General features: G+C 67.2%; 20 protein-coding genes. 9 read left to right on the top strand and 11 right to left on the bottom strand.

The window, feature by feature from the left end; genetic code table 11:
* Window positions 1-46 precede the first annotated feature (46 nt).
* Together EAH76_RS00170 and EAH76_RS00165 are read right to left on the bottom strand one after the other, a co-directional pair.
* Complete coding sequence (locus EAH76_RS00170) at window positions 47-301, bottom strand: DUF6356 family protein (protein WP_010183532.1); 255 nt, start codon at window positions 299-301, stop codon at window positions 47-49.
* A gap of 18 nt (window positions 302-319) precedes the next feature.
* Window positions 320-1,714: a glutamate ligase domain-containing protein gene (locus EAH76_RS00165; RefSeq protein WP_140846586.1), complete on the bottom strand. Its 1,395-nt coding sequence runs from the start codon at window positions 1,712-1,714 to the stop codon at window positions 320-322.
* A 46-nt stretch (window positions 1,715-1,760) separates the two neighbouring features.
* Between EAH76_RS00165 and EAH76_RS00160 the strand changes: the two genes are divergently transcribed.
* The 5 genes from EAH76_RS00160 (at window position 1,761) to EAH76_RS00140 (ending at window position 6,568) form a co-directional block, all read left to right on the top strand.
* Entirely contained in the window at window positions 1,761-2,576 is an 816-nt protein-coding gene (locus tag EAH76_RS00160; protein WP_140846584.1) for an LD-carboxypeptidase, read from the top strand.
* Between the two features lie 48 nt (window positions 2,577-2,624).
* Window positions 2,625-3,980, top strand: coding sequence for a M48 family metalloprotease (locus EAH76_RS00155; RefSeq protein ID WP_140846583.1), 1,356 nt, complete (start codon window positions 2,625-2,627; stop codon window positions 3,978-3,980).
* On the top strand, window positions 3,980-4,705 hold the full coding sequence (locus EAH76_RS00150) for a DsbA family protein (protein ID WP_140846581.1): 726 nt from the start codon (window positions 3,980-3,982) through the stop codon (window positions 4,703-4,705). Before EAH76_RS00155 ends, EAH76_RS00150 begins: the two co-directional genes overlap by 1 nt.
* A 154-nt stretch (window positions 4,706-4,859) precedes the next feature.
* Entirely contained in the window at window positions 4,860-5,783 is a 924-nt protein-coding gene (locus tag EAH76_RS00145; RefSeq protein ID WP_140846579.1) for an ABC transporter ATP-binding protein, read from the top strand.
* Window positions 5,780-6,568, top strand: coding sequence for an ABC transporter permease (locus EAH76_RS00140; protein ID WP_140846576.1), 789 nt, complete (start codon window positions 5,780-5,782; stop codon window positions 6,566-6,568). The genes EAH76_RS00145 and EAH76_RS00140 overlap by 4 nt, the downstream gene beginning before the upstream one ends.
* Before the next feature lie 150 nt (window positions 6,569-6,718).
* Here the strand turns inward: EAH76_RS00140 and EAH76_RS00135 are convergent, their stop codons facing one another.
* The 4 genes from EAH76_RS00135 to EAH76_RS00120 form a co-directional block, all read right to left on the bottom strand.
* Entirely contained in the window at window positions 6,719-8,581 is a 1,863-nt protein-coding gene (locus EAH76_RS00135) for a CocE/NonD family hydrolase (protein WP_140846574.1), read from the bottom strand.
* Window positions 8,582-8,811: 230 nt separating this feature from the next.
* Window positions 8,812-9,780, bottom strand: coding sequence for a class II fructose-bisphosphatase (gene glpX / locus EAH76_RS00130; protein WP_140846573.1), 969 nt, complete (start codon window positions 9,778-9,780; stop codon window positions 8,812-8,814).
* 181 nt (window positions 9,781-9,961) lie between these two features.
* Window positions 9,962-10,786, bottom strand: coding sequence for a 2,3,4,5-tetrahydropyridine-2,6-dicarboxylate N-succinyltransferase (dapD, locus tag EAH76_RS00125; protein WP_140846571.1), 825 nt, complete (start codon window positions 10,784-10,786; stop codon window positions 9,962-9,964).
* Window positions 10,783-11,451, bottom strand: coding sequence for a pyrimidine 5'-nucleotidase (locus tag EAH76_RS00120; RefSeq protein ID WP_140846569.1), 669 nt, complete (start codon window positions 11,449-11,451; stop codon window positions 10,783-10,785). The genes dapD and EAH76_RS00120 overlap by 4 nt, the downstream gene beginning before the upstream one ends.
* Before the next feature lie 209 nt (window positions 11,452-11,660).
* On the opposite strand from EAH76_RS00120, the gene EAH76_RS00115 reads away from it, so the two are divergent.
* The 3 genes from EAH76_RS00115 to EAH76_RS00105 all read left to right on the top strand — a co-directional run bounded on the left by EAH76_RS00115 (window position 11,661) and on the right by EAH76_RS00105 (window position 13,962).
* Complete coding sequence (locus EAH76_RS00115; RefSeq protein WP_140846568.1) at window positions 11,661-12,659, top strand: LLM class flavin-dependent oxidoreductase; 999 nt, start codon at window positions 11,661-11,663, stop codon at window positions 12,657-12,659.
* 177 nt (window positions 12,660-12,836) lie between these two features.
* On the top strand, window positions 12,837-13,616 hold the full coding sequence (locus EAH76_RS00110; protein ID WP_140846566.1) for a TIGR00266 family protein: 780 nt from the start codon (window positions 12,837-12,839) through the stop codon (window positions 13,614-13,616).
* Window positions 13,617-13,722: 106 nt separating this feature from the next.
* A complete protein-coding gene (locus EAH76_RS00105; protein WP_140846564.1) occupies window positions 13,723-13,962 on the top strand; it encodes a hypothetical protein in 240 nt (79 codons plus the stop codon).
* Between the two features lie 276 nt (window positions 13,963-14,238).
* Here the strand turns inward: EAH76_RS00105 and EAH76_RS00100 are convergent, their stop codons facing one another.
* The 4 genes from EAH76_RS00100 to EAH76_RS00085 all read right to left on the bottom strand — a co-directional run bounded on the left by EAH76_RS00100 (window position 14,239) and on the right by EAH76_RS00085 (window position 17,554).
* Entirely contained in the window at window positions 14,239-14,973 is a 735-nt protein-coding gene (locus tag EAH76_RS00100) for a metallophosphoesterase family protein (RefSeq protein ID WP_140846563.1), read from the bottom strand.
* 142 nt (window positions 14,974-15,115) lie between these two features.
* The gene (locus EAH76_RS00095) at window positions 15,116-16,549 is read right to left on the bottom strand and encodes a sensor histidine kinase (RefSeq protein WP_140846561.1); all 1,434 of its coding nucleotides are present in this window, start codon (window positions 16,547-16,549) and stop codon (window positions 15,116-15,118) included.
* A 2-nt stretch (window positions 16,550-16,551) separates the two neighbouring features.
* Window positions 16,552-17,217: a response regulator transcription factor gene (locus tag EAH76_RS00090; RefSeq protein WP_140846559.1), complete on the bottom strand. Its 666-nt coding sequence runs from the start codon at window positions 17,215-17,217 to the stop codon at window positions 16,552-16,554.
* A gap of 31 nt (window positions 17,218-17,248) precedes the next feature.
* Window positions 17,249-17,554 (bottom strand): hypothetical protein, encoded by a 306-nt coding sequence (locus EAH76_RS00085; RefSeq protein WP_140846557.1) that lies wholly within the window; start codon window positions 17,552-17,554, stop codon window positions 17,249-17,251.
* A 356-nt stretch (window positions 17,555-17,910) separates the two neighbouring features.
* On the opposite strand from EAH76_RS00085, the gene EAH76_RS00080 reads away from it, so the two are divergent.
* Window positions 17,911-19,704 carry an ABC-F family ATP-binding cassette domain-containing protein gene (locus EAH76_RS00080; RefSeq protein ID WP_140846555.1) on the top strand — a complete coding sequence of 598 codons (1,794 nt, stop codon included), beginning with the start codon at window positions 17,911-17,913 and terminating at the stop codon, window positions 19,702-19,704.
* A gap of 191 nt (window positions 19,705-19,895) precedes the next feature.
* Here the strand turns inward: EAH76_RS00080 and EAH76_RS00075 are convergent, their stop codons facing one another.
* Window positions 19,896-20,735, bottom strand: a complete 840-nt coding sequence (locus EAH76_RS00075) for a DUF815 domain-containing protein (protein ID WP_140846552.1) — start codon at window positions 20,733-20,735, stop codon at window positions 19,896-19,898.

Genomic DNA, 20,735 nt, shown 5'->3' with positions numbered 1-20,735 from the left:
AAGGCTGGCGGTCCCCCTCCCCCGGTTTCCGGGGGAGGATTTAGGATCAGATCACATATTCGACGGTGCGCCGCTGCAATTCATCCGCACTCGCGGCCGCGCGCTTCGCGACGATCTGCGCGTTGAGCCGCATCACCGTGCGGCTGCCGGTGGTCTTGAACGCGAAGGGCAGGAACGCATGCACCACGCCGGCGAGCCCGCCGCCGATCATCGTCAGGCCGAAGCGCGAGGCAACGAGGAAATGCTCGCCAAAGGTCTCGCCGACCGAGGCGGGGTGATCGAGGAACAGGCGGCGAAACATAAGGCGGCTCCTTGTAGTTCAGCTGAGTCTAGCGGCGATCTGTGGCAACATGTCGGCAGCAAGCTGGCTCAGCGTATCGTCTCGCGCCCCCATTACCACGATCCGGTCGCCGGGTCGCGCCTGCTCGACGATCCAGGCTGCGGCGGCGGCGCGATCGGCGATGTGGTGGGCTTGCGGGCCGATCTCGGCGACGATGTCGGCGCTGGTCACCTCGCGCGCGACGGTGCCGCCCTGATAGACCGGGTCGGGCAGGACGAGCTGGTCGTCGGCGCCGAGCGACGCGTTGAACATTGCGACCAGCTCCGACCGCATCACCTTCAAGGGCCCATAGCCGTGCGGCTGGAACAGCAGCAGCAATCGTCCGGGGAAGGCGTGAAGCGTGGCGAGCGTCGCGGCGATCTTGTCGGGATTGTGCCCGAAATCGTCGAGCACGCTGACACCGGCGGCCTCGCCGACCAGCTCGAAGCGGCGTTTGAGGCCGGTGAAGCCAGCGATCGCGGCGATCGCCTCAGGAAGCGGCACGCCTGCCGCGCGTGCCGCACCGAGCGCAGCGAGTGCGTTGGAGACGTTGTGCCGACCCGGCACGGCGAGCCGGACCGCGTGGGTTTCGCCATCTGCGACCAGGTCGAACCCGATCGCGAACGGCGCGGGCGCGAGATTGCGCGCGCTCAGGTCTGCGTCCGCATCGACGGCGAACGTCACGAGCTTCGCCCGATCGAGCGTCGAAGCCAGCGCGGCGGTCTCGGCGTCGCCGATGTTGAGCACCGTCGTCTGCGCCTTGGCTGCGAAATCGCTGAACAGCTCCCGCAGTTCCTCGAGGGATTTATGGTCGAGGCTGACATTGTTGAGCACCGCGATCCGCGGCGCATAGAGCGCGATCGAGCCGTCGCTCTCATCGACTTCGCTGACGAACGCTTCGCCCGCGCCCACCAGTGCGCTGGCGAACGGCGCGTCGGGCGCGACGAAATTCTTCATCACCGCGCCGTTCATCACGGTCGGGTCTCGGCCACAGGCGTAGAGGATCCAGCCGATCATCCCCGTCACGGTCGATTTGCCGCTCGTCCCCGCAACGCCGATCGGCAGCACGCTCGCATTGAACAGCGAGGCCAGCAGTTCGGGCCGGCTCAGCCGCTGCGCGCCGACGCGCTCCGCCGCGACGATGTCCGCGACGGTTGCCTCGACCGCCGCCGAGGCGACGACGATCTGCTCGGCCGACGTCACGCCCGACCCGTCTTGCGGACACAGCGTCACGCCCTTGGCGGCGAGGTCGGCGAACTTGGCGGGGAGCGCGCCGCGATCAAGCGTGCGGTCCGATCCCGCGACGGTCGCCCCGCGCCCCGCGAGGATCATCGCGAGCGGCATCATGCCGCTGCCACCTATGCCGACGAAAAAGTAGGGTTTGCCGTTGCTCATCGCAGCGGGCTATCGCGGGCGGCGACCGAGTGCAACGGAGCTGAGCATGCGAATTGGGATCGTGGCACCCGCCAAGGGGATCGACGAAGCGCTGGCGGCGCGTGCGCTCGGGCTGGCCGCGGTGGCGATGCCGGCGGTCGATCTCGTCTTCCACCCGCAATGCTTTCTCTCCGACGGCCACTTCGCCGGCCCCGACGCGGCGCGTGCGGCCGCGTTCCTCGAATTCGCCAACGACCCCGCCTTCGATGCGATCTGGTTCGCGCGCGGCGGCTATGGCTCGAACCGCATCCTCCACACCGTCATGCCGCAGCTCGGTGAGGCCGCGCGGCGGAAGACCTATCTCGGCTTCTCGGACATGGGGTTCCTGCTCGGCGCGCTCTATGCCGCCAAGATCGGGCGGCCGGTGCACGGCCCGATGGTATCCGACGCGCAGCGCAGCGATGGCGGCTTCGCCTTCGCGCGCGGGCTTCGTTGGCTCGCCAACAAGGACCGCGCGGTGCTTGAACCCGGGCTCGACGGCCACCCCGCCGCCGCGTTCAACCTCGCCATCCTGACCGCGCTGATCGGCACGCCGTGGCTGCCCGATCTCACCGATCACGTGCTGCTGATCGAGGAAGTGTCCGAACCGCTCTACCGCATCGACCGGATGCTCTTCACCATGGCGCAGGCGACGCAGCTGAAGGGGATCGCCGGCGTCCGGCTCGGCCATGTCACCGACGTCCAGCCCAATACGCCGCCGTGGGGCGAAAGCCTCGAGACGATGATCGCGCGCTGGTGCGGCGAGATGGGGGTGCGCTATCTCGGGCGCGCCGAGATCGGCCACGATGCGGGCAATCACGTCGTCCCGTTCGGCATGGCGTAGCGCCGCAATCCCGTTGCCCCGATCACCGATCTCGGCGATACGGGCTGTATGAAGCGGTTCTTCGCGGTCTGCGCGGCCTCCCTCCTTGTCTGGGCGCAACCGGCGGCGGCGCAGTCGATCCTGCGCGATGCCGAGACCGAGGCGATGTTCAACGAGATGTCGCGCCCGCTGATCCTGGCGGCCGGCCTCTCGCCCAATAACGTCAAGGTCGTCCTGATCAACGACGATTCGATCAACGCCTTCACCGCCGGCGGGCAGACGATCTATGTCCATTCGGGGCTGATCCAGGCCGCCGACAATGCCAATCAGGTGCAGGGCGTGATCGCGCACGAGCTCGGCCACGTCGCCGACGGGCACGTCGTGCTGATGGATGCCGGGATCAAGCCCGCGCTCGGCATCTCGATCCTCAGCATGGTGCTCGGCGTCGCGGCGATCGCGGCGGGGGCACCCGAGGCGGGGGCGGGGATCCTTTCGGCCGGCACGACCGCGGCGCAGGGCAAGTTCCTCGCTTTCAGCCGCGTCCAGGAATCGACCGCCGACGCCACCGGCGCCAAATTCCTGCGCGAGGCCGGCGTCACCGGCAAGGGCATGCTGACCTTCTTCAAGAAACTGCAGAACGAAGAATATGCCTACGGCCTGAAGAACATCGACCCGTTCGCGCAGAGCCACCCGCTCTCGGGCGAGCGCATCGCCAGCCTGACCGCCGACGTCATCGCATCGCCGGCATACGGGAAGACGCCTGACCAGGGGCTCGAGGAACAGTTCAAGCGCGTGAAGGCCAAGCTGCTCGGCTATGTCGCCGACCCCAAGACCACGCTCAACACCTATCCCGACTCCGACCAGAGCCTCTACGCGCATTATGCGCGCGCTTATGCCTGGCACAAATCGGCTTACCCCGAGAAAGCCGATGCCGAGGCCGCCGCGCTGATCAAGGCCGCGCCGCACGATCCGTATTTCCTCGAGATCCAGGGCCAGATCCTGCTCGAGGCGGGCAAGCCGCTCCAGGCGCTTCCCCCCTTGCGCGAGGCGACCGACCTGTCGCGCAACGCGCCGCTGATCGCGACGACCTTCGGCCACGCGCTGATCGCGACCGAGGACAAGGCGAACTACCCCGAGGCGGTCAAGGTGCTCCGCCAGGCGGTGGCGCGCGACGATGAAAATCCCTTCGCCTGGTATCAATTGGGCACCGTTTACGAGGCGATGGGCGACCAGCCGCGCGCCTTGCTCGCCAGCGCGGAGCAAGCGAGCCTGACGGGCAACGTCCGGCTCGCGGCGTACAGCGCGCGGGGTGCGATGCAGGGGCTGCCGCCCAACGGCGTCGACTGGATCCGTGCGCAGGACATCGCGCTCGCCTCGCAGAACGAGATCGACGACAATCCCAAGAAATATAAGAAGAAACGCTGATGCGCCCGGCCTGGACTTCCATAACCCTCGCGCTGGTCTCGGGGTTGATCGGCGCGGCGGGTTTTGCCAGCCTCGAGCGGCTGATCCCGGCGAGCGGGGGTGAACGCACACGCGTCGAGGGCGTGGTGCATGATTATCTGATGGCGCATCCCGAGATTCTGCCTGCGGCGATGGACGCGCTGCGCGACCGCGGCCATGCCGAGACGATCGCTGCGAACCGCAGCGCGATCTACACGCCCGTCGGCAGCGCCTGGGCGGGGAGCGCCAACCCCGACGTCACGCTGGTCGAATATTTCGATTACAATTGCGGCTATTGCCGCGCGAGCCTGCCGACGATCGCGGCGTTGCTGAAGAGCGACCCGAAGATCCGCATCGTCTATCGCGACTTCCCGATCCTCGCGCAGAGCAGCGTCGATGCCGCGCGGATGAGTCTGGCGGCGGCCGAGCAGGGCAAGTTCCAGGCGTTCCACGATGCGCTCTATGCCGGCGGCCCGGTGACCGCGCAGAGCATCGCGGCGGCGGCCAAGACCGCCGGTGTCGATGCTGCGCGCGCCGCGGCCTATGCGCCGCGTGCCGAGCAGGAGATCACCTCGAACGAGACGATCGCGCGTGCGCTCGGCATGACGGGCACGCCGAGCTGGGTGATCGGCAACAAGATCGTGTCGTCGGCGCTCCCGCTCGAGGAGTTGCAAAAGGCGATCGCCGAAGTGCGCGCGAAAAAGTAACCGTCGCCCCGGCGAAGGCCGGGGCCGCTGCGGTGGTGGCAGCCAGTTCGCACAAAATGCAGCGGCCCCGGCCTACGCCGGGGCGACGTTGTGTACCGAGCGGTTGTTATCTCTCCGCCGCCGCCCTATCTGCGCCAGCAGAAACGGGGGCAGCATGGACACCATTCTATCGGTCGCGGGCGTGTCGAAGACATACGCCTCGGGACATCGCGCGCTCGAACCGGTCGATCTCGACATTGCGCGGGGCGAGATCTTCGCGTTGCTCGGGCCCAACGGCGCGGGCAAGACGACGCTGATCTCGATCATCTGCGGCATCGTGACGCCAAGTACGGGGACCGTAACTGTGCTCGGGCATGACGCGCAGAAGGATTTCCGCAGTGCGCGCCGCGCGATCGGCCTCGTGCCGCAGGAACTGTCGGTCGACATGTTCGAGACGGTGCTCGCCACGGTCAAGTTCAGCCGCCGCCTGTTCGGCAAGGCCCCCGACGATGCGCATATCGAGCAGGTGCTGCGCGACCTGTCGCTATGGGACAAGCGCGACGCCAAGATCCGCGAGCTGTCGGGCGGGATGAAGCGCCGCGTGCTGATCGCCAAGGCGCTGAGCCACGAACCCGAGATCCTCTTCCTCGACGAACCGACTGCGGGTGTCGACGTGGCTTTGCGCCGCGATATGTGGCGGCTCGTCCACAAGCTGCGCGCTGGCGGCACGACGATCATCCTGACGACGCATTACATCGAGGAGGCCGAGGAAATGGCCGACCGCGTCGGTGTGATCGACAAGGGCCGGATCATCCTGGTCGAGCAGAAGGCCGCCTTGATGCGCAAGCTCGGCAAGCGCGAGTTGCGGATCACGCTGTCCGAGCCGTTGTCGGCGGTTCCCGCGGCGCTTGCCGCGTGGCCGCTCAAGATCGCCGAGGACGGGCGGTTGATCTATGCCTTCGACGCTGAGGACGAGCGCATCCCCGATCTCCTCGCCGCGCTCGGCGCGCAGGGCATCGGCTACAAGGACCTCGAGACGCACAAGAGCTCGCTCGAGGACATTTTCGTCGACCTGGTCGAACAGAAGGACGCGGCATGAGCAGCGCCACGAAAGCCCCCGCGGTCAACTATCACGGCATCTGGGCGATCTACCGCTTCGAGATGGCGCGCGCGCTGCGCACGCTGTGGCAGAGCCTCGTCACCCCCGTCATCACCACCTCGCTCTATTTCGTCGTGTTCGGCGGGGCGATCGGGTCGAAGATCAGCACCGTCGGCGGGGTCGGCTACGGCAGCTTCATCGTGCCGGGCCTCATCATGCTGTCGCTGCTGACGCAGAGCATCTCGAATGCGTCGATCGGCATCTATTTCCCCAAATTCACCGGCACCGTGTTCGAACTGCTCTCGGCGCCCGTCTCGGCGATGGAAATGGTGGTCGGTTATGTCGGCGCGGCTGCGACCAAGTCGATCGTGCTCGGCCTCATCATCCTCGCCACCGCGTCGCTGTTCGTGCCGCTCAGCATCGTCCATCCGTTCGCGATGCTCGCCTTCCTCGTGCTGACAAGCGTGGCGTTCAGCCTGTTCGGCTTCATCATCGGCGTCTGGGCCAAGGGGTTCGAGCAATTGAACTTCATCCCCGCGCTGCTGATCACGCCGCTGACCTTCCTCGGCGGCGCTTTCTATTCGATCGACATGCTGCCGCAGCCGTGGCGGACGGTCAGCCTGTTCAACCCGGTGGTCTATCTGGTGAGCGGCTTCCGCTGGGCGTTCTTCGACAAGGGCGACGTGTCGGTGGGGTTGAGCCTCGGGGTAACGGCGCTGTTCCTGGTGGCGTGCCTCGGGGTGATCTCGTGGATCTTCAAGACCGGCTGGCGCATGAAGAACTAAGCAAAAATCCTTCCCCGCGCAGCGGGGGAGGGGGACCCTGAGCCTTCAGCGAAGGGTGGAGGGGGACGACCTCTCCGCAAGGACACCGCCCGTGTCGGCCCCCTCCGTCAGCCTTCGGCTGCCACCTCCCCCGGTTCCCGGGGGAGGATTTCATGGCATCACCGGCAATACGATCTTCGAGCCGGCACACACCTTCTGCGTCGCCTTGACGAAATCCGCCGGCTTCGCGCGCGCGATATTGGGTACGAAGCGCTGCGGGTTGCGGTCGATCACCGGGAACCAGCTCGACTGGACCTGCACCATCAGCCGGTGGCCTTTCAGGAAGACATGGTCGTGCTCGCGCAAGGGGACCTCCCAGCGTGTCACCTTGCCCGGCACCAGCGGCTGCGGCGCGGTGTCGCTCGCCAGGAAGCGCCCGCGGCGGACGTCCATCGCGATCGGGAGCTGGTAGCCGTTGAGCGATTTCGCATAATCGCCCGGCTTGGGCGATTCGGCGTTCTGCACCTGGGTGTCGGGATAGACGTCGACCAGCTTGACGACGAAATCGCTGTCGGTCCCGCTGGTCGACGCGGCGAGCTGCGCCAGCACATGCCCGGTTACGGTCAGATCCTTTTCCAGTGGCGCGCTGGTATAGCTCAGCACGTCGGGCCGCCCGCCGAGGAAGCGCTGATCGGCCGCTTCCCACCACGACCAGTCGGGCGAGAGATACGTCCCCGACATCGGCCGCGCGCGGAACGGCACGGGGTTGGCCGGGTCCGAGACATAGTCGCGGCACACCTCGCCCGCGGCGGGGGCGGTGAAGGACAGCGAGCCGTCGGCATGGAGATACAGGTCGGTCGGCTTGGCGTCCGCCGCCGGCCACGCCGTGTAGCTCTTCCACGTCCAGCTGCCGCTCTGGAAGCTCTTCACGCCGGTCGTCGGTTTCGCGCCCGTGCCATGGAGCCAATAGGCGAAGAACGGCGCCTGGATCTGTTCCTGGAACTGCGACCCGCTCGGCACGCCATAGGGGATCGGCCCGAGCGCATCGGTCGGGCGCTGCCACCAGCCATGCGCCCAGGGGCCCGCGACCATCGTGGCGAGATGGTCGGGATCGTTCTGCGCCTGCTTGAGATAGATCTGCCACGAGCCCGAAGGGTCTTCCTGATCCCAATAGCCCGCGACGTTGAGCGTCGGCACGGTCGTCTTGCCGAGCCGATCGCTCCAGCGCTGGTCGGTGTAGAAGGCGTCGTGATTGGGATGGTCGAGCAAGGCGGTGAACATCGGCACCTTGCCCTTGAATTCGGTCTTGTCGATCTGCTCGACCGGGCCCTTGGCGAGGAACCAGTCGTAGGTATCGTAGCGATCGTACTGAAAGGTCGTGTCCTGCGTCTTGTCGAGCTGGAGCATCGCCAGCCAATCGGTCGCATAGGAGAGACGGAGCGCGCCGTTGCGGTGGAGATCGTCCGACTGCCAGTAATCGACCCACGCCGCCTGCGGGCTCACCGCCTTCAGCGCGGGGTGCGGGCCGATCAGCGCGATCGCGGCGGCGAAGCCGGGGTAGGAGACGCCCCACATCCCGACCTTGCCATTGTTCTGCGCAACATTCTTCACCAGCCAGTCGATGCTGTCATAGGCGTCGGTCGATTCGTCGACCAGCTTGGGGTCGCCGGGATGCACCGCGGTCGACAGCGTGAAGACGCCATCGGACTTGAAGCGCCCGCGCATCGATTGATCAACATAGATATAGCCGTCGCGGTCGAGCGCGACCTGGTTGCCGGGAGTCTTTTTCGGGGCGGAATCGGGGACGCCGTAGGGCGTGCGCGAGAAGAGGATCGGCAGCGGCCCGGTCTGGTTCCGCGGGCGCAGGATGACCGTCTGCAACCGAGCGCCGTCGCGCATCGGGATCATCACTTCTTCGTAGGTGTAGGGGGAGAGCGCGGGGGCAGGGGCCGCTACGGGCGCCGCTTGCGGTCGCGCGGCGATCGGGCCGGCCAGCGCTACACCTGCAGCCAGCGCCGCCACAACTTTCCGCATACCGAACCCCTAAACGTCACCCCGGCCTCGTGCCGGGGTCCACCGTGCCGCGAACGTTCACACCGCAAGTGTGCTGCACGGTGGACCCCGGGACAAGCCCGGGGTGACGATTGTCTATAAGCCCTTCCCCTTCAGGGGAGGGGTTGGGGGTGGGGCGTGCCTCGCAGAGACCAGCGCCCGGCACTTCCCCACCCAAACCCCTCCCCTAAAGGGGAGGGGCTTCGATCGCCTCAGATCCGGTGTTCGCCCTTGACCCAGCGCACCGTGCCCGAGCTCGCACGCATCACGACGCTCTCGGTCGTCATGATCGTGCCCTTGCGCTTGACGCCGGCGAGCAGCGAGCCGTCGGTCACGCCGGTTGCCGCGAAGATGCAGTCGCCGCGCGCCAGCTCGGTCAGATCGTACTGCTTGTCGAGATCGGTCACGCCCCACTTTGCCGCACGCGCGCGCTCGTCGTCGTTGCGGAACAGCAGGCGGCCCTTGAACTGGCCACCGACGCAGCGGAGAGCCGCGCACGCGAGCACGCCCTCAGGCGCGCCGCCCGAGCCCATATAGATGTCGATCGTCGTGTCGGGGTTGGTCGTCGCGATCACGCCAGCGACGTCGCCGTCGCCGATCAGCATGATCCCGCAGCCGATCGCGCGCAGCTCGGCGATGATCTTGGCATGACGCGGGCGGTCGAGCACGCAGGCGATGATGTCCGACGGCTTGACGCCCTTGGCAGCGGCGAGCGCTGTGACGTTCTCGGTCGGCGACTTGTCGAGATCGATGATCCCCTCGGGATATCCCGGACCGACCGCGATCTTGTCCATGTACACGTCCGGCGCGTTGAGCAGCCCGCCTTCTTCGGCGATTGCGAGCACCGCGAGCGCGTTCGGGCCGGCGGTGGCGCAGATCGTCGTGCCTTCGAGCGGATCGAGCGCGATGTCGATCTTCGGGCCCTTGCCGATCGCCGAGCCCACCTTTTCGCCGATGAACAGCATCGGCGCCTCGTCGCGCTCGCCCTCGCCGATGACGACGGTGCCGTCCATGTAGAGCGAGTTGAGCGCGGTGCGCATCGCATCGACCGCCGCCGCATCCGCCGCCTTCTCGTCGCCGCGCCCGGTGAGCGTCGAAGCGGCGATCGCCGCCGCCTCGGTCACGCGGACCATTTCGAGCACGAGAACACGGTCGAGCGTCTTGGAAGCGGTAGCGGTCATCGGTGAAGCATCCTCTTAGTTTGCGGAGGGACTAGGCGGCGTTCGTTACGTTGTCGAGACTGACCTTCTCCCCCTCCCTGGAAGGGAGGGGTTGGGGTGGGTCGGCCCGTGGCGGGCGTAACGTTCCCATTGAGAGCAACCCACCCCTCGATCCCCTCCCCTCCAGGGAGGAGAGGAGCCGTCAGTCGCGCAGCAGTTCGTTGATGCTGGTCTTCGAGCGCGTCTGCGCATCGACGCGCTTGACGATCACCGCGCAATACAGCGCCGGCTTGCCGTCGCCGCCACCGGTCGAGCCTGGCACGACCACCGAATACGGCGGCACCTCACCGCGGAACACTTCGCCCGTCGCGCGATCGATGATCTTGGTCGACGCGCCGAGATACACGCCCATCGACAGCACCGCGCCTTCACCGACGCGAACGCCCTCGGCGACCTCGGCGCGCGCGCCGATGAACGCGCCGTCGCCGATGATCACCGGGTCGGCCTGGAGCGGTTCGAGTACGCCGCCGATCCCCGCGCCGCCCGAGAGATGCACGCCCTTGCCGATCTGCGCGCAGCTGCCGACCGTCGCCCAAGTGTCGACCATCGTGCTTTCACCGACATATGCGCCGATGTTGACGAAGCTCGGCATCAGGATCGCGCCCTTGCCGATGAATGCGCCACGCCGCGCGACCGCGCCTGGAACGACACGGAAGCCACCCGCGCGGAACTCGGCCTCGCCCCAGCCGGCGAACTTCGAGGGCACCTTGTCGAATGCGGGCGCGCCGCCTGCGCCGCCCTCGACCAGGCTGTTGTCGTTCAGCCGGAACGACAGCAGCACTGCTTTCTTGAGCCACTGGTTGACCTGCCAGCTGCCGTCGCCGGTCGGCTCGGCGACGCGCATCGCGCCCGAATCGAGCTGGAGCAGCGCCTGCTCGACCGCGTCGCGGACATCGCCCTTGGTCTCGAAGCTGATCGTGTCGCGCGCGTCCCACGCGCCTTCGATGGTCTGTTGCAGGTCGCTCATGAATCCCCCGTATGGTCGTGGAGCCACGCCGTGATGTCGGCGCAGGTGAAGTCGATGAAAGAACGGTCGTCGCCGCCCGGCGTCTGCTCGGAGCCATTGTCGACCCACAGGGTCGTCATGCCGATCGCCTTGGCGGGCGCGAGGTTGCGCGCCATGTCCTCGGCGAACAGGCAGGTCGCAGGGTCGAGATCGAACGCCGCGCACAGCCCGGCGTACGCAGACGCCTGCGGCTTGGGGATCAGGTCCATCGCATGGACGTCGTGGATCGCCTCGAAGCTCTCGCCGAGCCCGAGCTTGGCGAGCACCTTGCTGGCATACGGCACGTCGGCATTGGTGAAGACGAGTTTCCGCCCCGGCAGTTTGGCGATTGCGGCGGCGAGCGGCGCGTTTTCCTCGAGCACGTCCATCTCGATGTCGTGGACATGGTCGAGAAAGGCGTGGGGGTCGACGTCGTGCTCGGCCATCAAGCCGGCGAGCGTGGTGCCGTGGGCGTGGAAATAGCCCTTCTGGATACGGCGCGCTTCGACCAGATCGACCTGGAACTTGTCGGCGATATAGCCCGTCATCCGTGCGTCGATCTGGTCGAACAGCCGTGCGCTCGACGGGTAGAGCGTGTTGTCGAGATCAAAGATCCAGGTGCGGATATGGGCGAGGCGTGGGTCCATGGGGTGGCTCTAAGCGGCGAGCGCCGCTGCGGCAAGTTCCTCCCCTCCCTGAAAGGGAGGGGCTGGGGGTGGGTCGGCCCGTGGCGGCCGTGACGTTCCCATTGAGAGCAACCCACGCCCACCCCCACCCTTCCAGGGAGGGGAGGAGATTCGGGGCGAGGGCCGGACACACCCCTAGCGCAACCACAAATCCTCCCCACATCCCTTACATGACCCAATACTCCCTGCTCGATCTCGTCCCCGTCGTCGAAGGCGGCACCGTGGCGCAGGCGCTCGCCAACGCCGCCGACCTCGCACAGCACGCCGAGGCGCAAGGCTTCAACCGCTACTGGACCGCCGAGCATCACGGCATGACCGGCATCGCCAGCGCCGCCACCTCGGTCGTGCTCGGCCATATCGCCGCCGCCACCTCGACGATCCGCGTCGGTGCCGGTGGGATCATGCTCCCCAACCACGCCCCGCTCGCGATCGCCGAGCAGTTCGGCACGCTCGACGCGCTCTTCCCCGGCCGGATCGACCTCGGCCTCGGCCGCGCGCCTGGTTCTGACCAGATTGTCGCGCGCGCGATGCGTCGCAACTTGGAGACCGACGCCAACGCCTTCCCGCGCGACGTTGTCGAGCTGCAGAGCTATTTCGCGAACGACGGCCAGACCGGCATCGTCGCGACGCCCGGCGCGGGCGCCGACGTGTCGCTGTGGATCCTCGGGTCGAGCACCTTCGGCGCGCAGCTCGCCGCGATGCTCGGGCTGCCCTATGCCTTCGCCTCGCACTTCGCGCCCGATTCGCTGATGGCGGCGATCGACATCTATCGCCGGACGTTCCGCCCCTCGGCTGCGCTCGCCCGGCCGCATGTGATGGCGGGCTTCAACGTCTTCGCTGCCGATACCGATGCTGAAGGCGAATTGCTCGCGAGCTCGCAGCAGCAGGCGTTCGTCGCTTTGCGCACCGGCAACCCGCGCCGACTCCCGCCGCCCGTCGCGGGCTATCGCGACAGCCTCGGTGCGCAAGGTGCCGCGATCCTCGACCATGTGCTGTCGTGCTCGGCGGTCGGCGGCCCGGCCAAGGTCGCGCGCGAGATCGCCGCGTTCGTCGCGCGCACCGGCGTCGATGAGCTGATGATCGCGAGTTCGATCTACGATCACGAGGCGCGCAAGCGCAGTCTGACGATCACCGCGCAGGTCATGCAAGACGTCGCCATCGCGGCGTAATGCCCGCCGTCACCCCGGCCTTGTCCCGGGGCTCACCGCGGCGCGCACGCTGGTACCGTAGAACGCGCGGCACGGTGGCCCCCGGGACAAGCCCGGAGTGACGAGGGGAGGCGCGCATATTCCATCGTTGCCCGAGCTGTGTTACGTCAGTGCACCACAGCCAGGGGCGCTCCAACCATGCGCTACGACATCGCAGGCACCGTAATGCAGACCGTCTCGATCGATCTCGATCGCGGCGAGCGGATCGTCAGCCAGACGCATGCGATGGCGTGGATGAGCGACGGCATCCGGATGGACACGCACACCGGCGGCGGCCTCTTCGCCGGCCTCAAGCGCGCGATGTCGGGCGGCAGCATCTTCATCACCGAATATATCGCCGATGATCCCGCGCACGTCGCCTTCGCGCCACGCTTCCCCGGCAAGATCATCGCGCGCACGCTGCGTGCCGGCGAATCGCTGCTCTGCCGCAAGGAGACCTTCCTCTGCGCCGAATATTCGGTGTCGCTCGACATCGCCTTCCAGCAGCGGTTGGGCGCCGGCGTGTTCGCGGGCGAGGGCTTTATCCTCCAGCGCGTCACCGGGCCGGGCACGGTGTTCCTCGACCTGTCGGGCGAGGTGATCGAGAAGGACCTCGCCCCCGGCGAGCGGCTGCGCGTCCATGCCGGGCATATCGGCATCCAGGAGCCGACCGTCTCGACCGACATCCAGATGGTGCGCGGCTTCCGCAACATATTGTTCGGCGGCGAGGGGCTGTTCCTCGCTACGCTCACCGGGCCGGGCAAGGTCTGGCTGCAATCGATGCCGATCATGAATCTTGCGGAAGAGGTCGCGCGTCATCTGCCGGGGAATGAGGAGCGCGGTGCGGCAGCGGGCGCGGGGATCGGCCGCCTAGTCGGCGGCGGTGCTGCGGGCGCGGTGGTCGGCGGGCTGCTCGGCGGGTTGATCGGGAACGAATGAGCGGCGGGTCGAAGGCGGGCGGACGGTCGGAACGCTTCGCCCGTTAGCGGTTGAATGCCATCGGCTTTGTCTGCCAAGGGCGGCCCCCGTTTCAAAAAGGGCCGTAATGCAGAAAATCTTTCAAGTCGTATGTGTCGTCCTCATCGCGGCCGCGGTGATGTTCGGCGGACGCTGGTACATGTACGTCGCGCAGGCGCAGAGCCCGTATGACGAGGTCGGCATCGCGCTCAACGGCTATATGCCCGGGCCGCTGCGCAATTGGGGCTGCCACAAGCTGCAGCAGCGTTTCCCAGGGCAATTGCCGCCGTATGGCTGCGCCGGGGCGGACGGCCGTAGCTGGCGCTAATTGCGCGGGGGGAGTCGCAGCTGTCGGCCGATGGCCAACGCTGGTCTCCGCGCACCCGCCCCCCCTTTGGCCGGGGGTATATCCGCGTTTAGGGGATAGCTGCCGTCAACCCGACCGTCGCCCCGGCGGAAGCCGGGGTCGCTCCGTTTGGGACAAACCGTCCGCCAAGCCACCGAGCGGCCCCGGCCTCCGCCGGGGCGACGGGCCGGTCTGCTTCTGGCGCACAGGTCCAGGTCTGCTTTCGCGATCGCGGCAACCGGTCGATAGCTTGCCGTGCTAGACGCGACCACTCCGCAACGCTCTCGACCAGTCAGCGCGACCATTGGCTTCGGCGTCACGCGCGGCCTGCTCCCAGTCATACGCAACGGAAAGCAGGCTCACCGCCCAGCCGCTGCCCTCGTTGGACAAGACCGCGTATCGTGCATGCGGCGATCCACTCTCCACCAGATGCGGATAAGGCCGGTCATCCTCATAGGCAGGCAGGCCGACGCTTCCTGGATTGACGATCAAACGTCCATCATCGAGCGCCATTGCGCGTTGCAGGTGGGTGTGTCCACACAGGATCACCGACGCATCGACGCTCCCGAGGCGCTGTTCGACTTCGTCGGCGGTGGCCGGGCGGATGCCCCGCTCCGTCACGGTTTCAAGGAGATAGGTCAGGTCGCTGTCGGGCGTGCCATGAACAAGAAGCACATCATCGGACACGCGACGTGTCGCCGGCAGCGCTGCGAGCCAGGCAAGCTGCTCGGGAAGCATCGTCGTGGCAGCGTGCCGGTCCGACAGGCCCATCTGCTCAAGGGTCTGGTCCGAAAGCTGGCGTTCGTGGTTGCCGCGTATCGTCGGAAAACCGAGCGGCATCAGCCGCTCGGCCGTTTCGCGAGGGAACAATCCGCCGGAACAGATGTCCCCAAGGTTGACGATCTGCTCAACCTGCCGAGTAGCGGCATCGGCCAGGACGGCATCGAGCGCGGCGACATTTCCGTGGATGTCAGAGATAACCGCAAGCTTCATCGGTGCATGCTAGCGAACCAACCGATCGATGATAACCCCACGCGAGCGACTGCTTTCCCGACGCGAGTCGACGCCGGGCAATGGCGTACAGTCGTCGGAAGCCGCCGCGGGCTACCGCCGCGGAGCTTCCGCCACGTGCCGCTCAATTCGCCGCCGGCAATCGCAAGCGCACGAGCAACCCGCCCAGATCTTCGCTCTCCTCCAGCGACACCGTGCCTTCGTAAATCTCCGCAACATCGCGCACGATTGCCATGCCCAGGCCGGTGCCCGGCTTGCCCGAATCGAGTCGCACGCCGCGGTCGAAGATCCGCAGCCGCTGTTCCTCGGGGATGCCGACGCCGTCATCCTCGATCAGGAATTCGACGAAGCCCGAATGCTTCGAGACGGTGACGAACACCGATCCACCGCCGTACTTCGCGGCATTCTCGATCAGATTGCCGAGCATCTCGTCCAAATCCTGCCGTTCGACGTGAACCTGCAGATCCTTCGGCCCATCGGTGTCGATCCGCACATGGCGATAGAGGATGCCGACCGCGCGCTCGACCGATTCGAGGCTCGGCCACACATCCGCTCGGCTGTGCGCCGACCCGCGCCGCCCGACCGCGCGCGCCCGCGCAAGGTGATGGTCGACCTGTCGCCGCATCGTCCGCGCCTCGCGCACCACCGTCTCGCCAAGATCGACGGCTTCGGCGGTGGCGGCGTTCATGATGACGGTGAGCGGCGTCTTGAGCGCATGCGCGAGGTTGCCCGCGTGGCGGCGCGCTTCCTCGGCCTGGCGCTCGTTATGCGCGATCAGCGCGTTGAGTTCCTCGACCATCGGCGCGACCTCGATCGGCATCGGCCGTTCGATCTGCCGCGCCTTGCCGGCGCGCATCCGGGCGATCTCCTCGCGCACTTTGCGGAGCGGCCACAGGCCATAGAAGGTCTGCAACGCCGCCATCACGATCAGCCCGAAGCCGAGCAGCGCGAAGCTGCGCACCAGCGTCTTGCGCAAGACCTTGATCTGCGCGTCGAGCCCGTCGCGGGTCTGCGCGACCTGGAAGCGCCAGCGGACCTTCGACCCCGGCAGCGTCGCGTCGCGCTCGACGATGCGAAGGCGTTCGGGATTTTCCGCCTTGGGGTCGAAGAACTGGTTGCTGTCGTACGAATGGACGCCGAGGTCGTTATGCTTGGTGCCGTAAGCGAGCCGGCGATCCCAGAGCGAGCGCGACGCGAGCCAGTCCTGGCCGGGCGCGCTGATCTGCCAATACAGCCCCGAATTGGGTTCGAGGAAACGCTGGTCGGCGGGCTCGCGGCTCGAAATGACCTCGCCCTGCGGGCCGATCTCGCCCGAGACGATCAAAGCGGTCAGCACGTCTTCGAGCTGCGCGTCGGCATTGCGCGTGATCGCGTCGGTCAGCACGCGGTCAAGCGCATAGCCGCCGCCGGTGAGCAGCAGCAGGATCCACGCCGCCGCAATCAGGATCATGCGGCGCGACAGCGACCCCGTGGTGCGCACCGGGATCGCCGGATGCGCATCGCCCTCGAGCGGGGGCAGGGGCGGCGCTACAAAATCGGTCGCGTCGGCTTCGGCCACGTTTACGCGTCCGGATCTTCAAGGCTGTAGCCGAGACCCCGGATCGTGGTGATCACGTCCTGGCCGAGCTTCTTGCGGATGCGCGTAACGAACACTTCGATCGTGTTCGAATCGCGATCGAAATCCTGGTCGTAGATATGCTCGATCAGCTCGGTGCGGCTGACCACCTTGCCCTTGTGGTGGAGCAGGTAGCTGAGGAGCTTATACTCCTGCGCGGTCATCTTGACCGGGTCGCCGTTGAGCGTGACCTTGCCGCTGCGCGTGTCGAGGCGGACGCCGCCCGCGGTCAGTTCGGACGAGGCATTGCCCGAGGCGCGGCGGATCAGCGCGCGCAGGCGGGCGATCAGTTCCTCCGACTGGAACGGCTTGGCGACATAATCGTCGGCGCCGGCATCGAGCCCGGCAACCTTGTCCGACCAGCTGTCGCGCGCGGTGAGCACGAGCACCGGGGCGGTGCGGCCTTCCTTGCGCCAGCGGTCGAGCACGGTCAGCCCGTCGATCTCGGGCAGGCCGAGGTCGAGAATGATCGCGTCGTAATTCTCGGTCGAGCCCATGAAATGCCCTTCCTCGCCATCGGTGGCGAGGTCGATCGCATAGCCGGCACCTTCCAGCGTGGCCTTGAGCTGCTGGCCCAGGCTCGGTTCATCCTCGACGATCAATACGCGCATGTCTGTGTTCCCTTTACGAGCGCGGACGCGCTCAATTGCCGGTGCGGCCGATGATCGCGCCCGAACGGCCGTCGACCTCGACCCAGATGACGGTTCCATCGCGCAGGAACTTGAGCGTGTAAATCCCGCGCTCTGCGTCGAAGTCGAAGCCGAGATACTGGCTGCCACGCATCGTCGGCAGGACGCGCCCCTCGATCTCGCGGATCGGCAGGATGCGGCCTTCGCGGCGTGCGCGCCAGGCTTCGCGCTGGTCGACATGTTGCAGCCATACGCCCGCCAGTGGGGGCGGGGCGGTGGCAGTGGCCAGTCCCAACAATACGGTTACGAGCATCGACATCGGCTTCGCATAGGGACGAAGGATTGAACAGCCTGTGAATGAGCCGCAGCGCGGCAGCCGGCTACGCCCGGCTGACTCGCGCCAGGCCGGCCGGCGGGTCGCGCAAGCGAACCCGTCCGACGACGCGGCTTTGCCGCGGCGGGGCCTAAGGAGAGGATAGCCCCTCCCCTTCAGGGGAGGGGTTGGGGGTGGGGCGGGCCTCGCAGAGAGGTCCGCGCCTTGTACTTCCCCACCCCAACCCCTCCCCTGAAGGGGAGGGGCTTTTAAGTTGGAAAGCGCACCTCGCTCGAGGCGAGGCCGGCCGCGCCGCGCTTTAGCCTCGATTTACCCGCGCTAAATCGCTAGGCCGCGCGGCCATGGCATTAGCACCAATCCTCGCATACGAAAATCTCGGCGTCATCCAGGGGTCCGGATGGCTCTTCCGCAACCTCGACATCCACATCGGCCCACGCGATCGGCTCGCGCTGATCGGCCGCAACGGCGCTGGCAAGACCACGCTGATGAAGCTGCTCGGCAACAAGATCGACAGCGACGAAGGCCGCCGCACGATCGTCCCCGGCACGCGCGTGATCCTGCTCGAACAGGAACCGGCGATGACCGGTTGTGCGACGCTTGCCGATTATGTGCTGGGCGGCGACGACGCGCCGCGGCAGCACGAGGCCGAGGCGATCGCCGACCAGCTCGGCATCGATCTCACGCGCGAGGCCGCCAAGGCCTCGGGTGGTGAGCGCCGCCGCGCCGCGATCGTGCGCGCCTTTGCGCAGAACCCCGACGTGCTGCTGCTCGACGAGCCGACCAACCATCTCGACATCGGCGCGATCGAATGGATCGAGGAATGGCTCCAGCGCTTCCGCGGCGCGTTCGTCGTGATCAGCCATGACCGCACCTTCCTTACCAAGCTGACCAAGCAGACGCTGTGGATGGACCGCGGTAACTTACGCCGTGCCGAGATCGGCTTCGGCGGCTTCGACGCCTGGACCGAGGCGGTCTATGCCGACGAGGCGCGCAACGCCGAGAAGCTCGACGCCAAGCTCAAGCTCGAGGAGCATTGGCTGCTGCGGGGCGTCACCGGGCGCCGCAAGCGCAACCAGGGCCGCCTCACCAAGCTGGTCGAGATGCGCGCCGAACGCGCGTCGATGGTCGGCCCCGCGGGCGCCGCCAACCTCTCGATCGGCACCGGCGACGCCAAGTCGAAGGTGGTGATCGACGCCAAGCACATCACCAAGGCGTTCGGCGACCGCACGATCATCGACGATCTGACGCTGCGCGTGACGCGGAAAGATCGCATCGGCATCGTCGGCGCGAACGGCGCTGGCAAGTCGACGCTGCTCAAACTGCTGACCGGCGAGCTCGCGCCCGACCACGGCACGATCAGGATGGCGCAGGGGCTGGAGCGCATCGTCATCGACCAGCAGCGCTCGAAGATGGAGCCCGACAAGACGATTCGCGACGTGCTCGCCGATGGCGGCGACTGGGTCGAGGTCCAGGGCTCGCGCAAGCACGTCGTTGGGTACCTTAAGGACTTCCTGTTCGAACCCGGCGTGCTCGACGCCAAGATCGGTACGCTGTCGGGCGGCGAGCGCTCGCGCCTGCTGCTGGCGCGCGAGTTCGCCAAGCCGTCGAACCTGCTCATCCTCGACGAGCCGACCAACGATCTCGACCTCGAGACGCTAGACCTGCTGCAGGACGTGATCGGCGATTACGAAGGCACCGTGCTGATCGTCAGCCACGACCGCGACTTCCTCGATCGCACGGTGACGATCACGCTCGGGCTCGACGGTTCGGGCACGGTCGATGTTGTCGCGGGCGGGTACGAGGATTGGGAGCGTCGCCGCAAGGCCAAGGCGCCGACCAAGCGCGGCGCGATCGCCAAGAATGCGGTTTCGGCGGCTGCTCCGACGGCGCCGGGCGCGAAGGTCAAGCTGACCTACAAGGATCAGCGCGATTACGAGCTGCTGCCCAAGCGGATCGAGGCACTCGACGCGGCGATCGCGCGCGACCAGACGCTGCTCGAGGACCCCGATCTCTACACGCGCGACCCCGATGCCTTCGAGCGGCTGATGGAGGCGATCGGCCAGGCGCAGGAAGACAAGACCATGGCCGAACTGCGCTGGCTCGAACTGGCCGAGATGGTCGAAGGGCAGGCGTGAGTTTGTAGGCTTTCTAGCCTCTTAGCCCTCTCCCGCCTTCGCGGGAGAGGGTTGGGTGAGGGTCTTCTTCTTCTTCTTCTTCGCCAAATGAGGAAGAAGAACACCGTCACCGACTACGACTAGGCCCGCCTGAAGAAGGCGGACCAAGTCTTCGTAGCCTCTCCCGCATGCGGGAGAGGGCGGGGGCTCGCTCACCCCAGCGCGCGTCCGTGCCGCCCGGCCAGCTCGACGACATAATGCCACGCCACACGCCCCGAGCGCGCGCCGCGGCGGGTTGCGAAGCCGACGGCATCCATCGCATCGAACGGCAGGTCGTAGGCCTTCGCATAGCTCGCGACGATCGCGAGATAGCCGTCCTGATCGACGACGTGGAAGCCGAGGCTCAGCCCGAAGCGGTCGGCGAGCGCGAGCGCATCGTCGGCCGCGTCGCGCGGATTGACCGCGCCCCCACTCCCCATTGGCGGCTGGTCGATCATCTCGCGCGGCACCAGATGGCGGCGGTTCGAGGTGACGACGAGCCGCGCATTGACCGGTCGCGCCTCCGCCCCGCCGTCGAGCATCGAGCGCAAAGCGCGCCCATCGGCGGCAGCGTCGAAGCCGAGATCGTCGAGGAACAGCAGGAAGGCGCGCGGCAGGTCGGCGATCTGCGCGAACAGCGCCGGCAGCGTATCGAGCTGCGCGGTCACGATCTCGACCAGCGCCAGCGCGCCACCCTCGGCCTGCACCGCGCCCGTCACCGCCTTGACCAAGGCCGACTTGCCCGTCCCGCGCGCGCCCCACAGCAGCGCGTCATGCGCCGCGGCGCTCGCCGCAAGGTGCCGCGCGTTGGCCAGCATCGCGTTGCGTTGCGCGTCGATGCCGTGCAGCCGATCGAGCGGCAGCGGCCGGAAGTCGCGCACGGGCTCGAGCACCGCGCCGCGCCAGACATAGGCCGAGTGCGCGAGCGGATCGGCGCCAACCGGCCGCGGCGGTGCGAGGCGTTCGAGCGCGGCGGCGATGCGGGCGAGGGGATCGGTGCTGGGCTCGGTCAT

This window comes from Sphingomonas glacialis, from assembly GCF_006439055.1.
Classification (GTDB): Bacteria; Pseudomonadota; Alphaproteobacteria; order Sphingomonadales; family Sphingomonadaceae; genus Sphingomonas; species Sphingomonas glacialis_A.
This window is presented reverse-complemented; position numbering and strand designations above follow the sequence as displayed.

Coding starts and splice junctions, on each gene's coding strand:
- EAH76_RS00170 (WP_010183532.1), bottom strand. CDS start 301: ATGTTTCGCCGCCTGTTCCTCGATCACCCCGCCTCGGTCGGCGAGACC.
- EAH76_RS00165 (WP_140846586.1), bottom strand. CDS start 1,714: ATGAGCAACGGCAAACCCTACTTTTTCGTCGGCATAGGTGGCAGCGGC.
- EAH76_RS00160 (WP_140846584.1), top strand. CDS start 1,761: ATGCGAATTGGGATCGTGGCACCCGCCAAGGGGATCGACGAAGCGCTG.
- EAH76_RS00155 (WP_140846583.1), top strand. CDS start 2,625: ATGAAGCGGTTCTTCGCGGTCTGCGCGGCCTCCCTCCTTGTCTGGGCG.
- EAH76_RS00150 (WP_140846581.1), top strand. CDS start 3,980: ATGCGCCCGGCCTGGACTTCCATAACCCTCGCGCTGGTCTCGGGGTTG.
- EAH76_RS00145 (WP_140846579.1), top strand. CDS start 4,860: ATGGACACCATTCTATCGGTCGCGGGCGTGTCGAAGACATACGCCTCG.
- EAH76_RS00140 (WP_140846576.1), top strand. CDS start 5,780: ATGAGCAGCGCCACGAAAGCCCCCGCGGTCAACTATCACGGCATCTGG.
- EAH76_RS00135 (WP_140846574.1), bottom strand. CDS start 8,581: ATGCGGAAAGTTGTGGCGGCGCTGGCTGCAGGTGTAGCGCTGGCCGGC.
- glpX (WP_140846573.1), bottom strand. CDS start 9,780: ATGACCGCTACCGCTTCCAAGACGCTCGACCGTGTTCTCGTGCTCGAA.
- dapD (WP_140846571.1), bottom strand. CDS start 10,786: ATGAGCGACCTGCAACAGACCATCGAAGGCGCGTGGGACGCGCGCGAC.
- EAH76_RS00120 (WP_140846569.1), bottom strand. CDS start 11,451: ATGGACCCACGCCTCGCCCATATCCGCACCTGGATCTTTGATCTCGAC.
- EAH76_RS00115 (WP_140846568.1), top strand. CDS start 11,661: ATGACCCAATACTCCCTGCTCGATCTCGTCCCCGTCGTCGAAGGCGGC.
- EAH76_RS00110 (WP_140846566.1), top strand. CDS start 12,837: ATGCGCTACGACATCGCAGGCACCGTAATGCAGACCGTCTCGATCGAT.
- EAH76_RS00105 (WP_140846564.1), top strand. CDS start 13,723: ATGCAGAAAATCTTTCAAGTCGTATGTGTCGTCCTCATCGCGGCCGCG.
- EAH76_RS00100 (WP_140846563.1), bottom strand. CDS start 14,973: ATGAAGCTTGCGGTTATCTCTGACATCCACGGAAATGTCGCCGCGCTC.
- EAH76_RS00090 (WP_140846559.1), bottom strand. CDS start 17,217: ATGCGCGTATTGATCGTCGAGGATGAACCGAGCCTGGGCCAGCAGCTC.
- EAH76_RS00085 (WP_140846557.1), bottom strand. CDS start 17,554: ATGTCGATGCTCGTAACCGTATTGTTGGGACTGGCCACTGCCACCGCC.
- EAH76_RS00080 (WP_140846555.1), top strand. CDS start 17,911: ATGGCATTAGCACCAATCCTCGCATACGAAAATCTCGGCGTCATCCAG.
- EAH76_RS00075 (WP_140846552.1), bottom strand. CDS start 20,735: ATGACCGAGCCCAGCACCGATCCCCTCGCCCGCATCGCCGCCGCGCTC.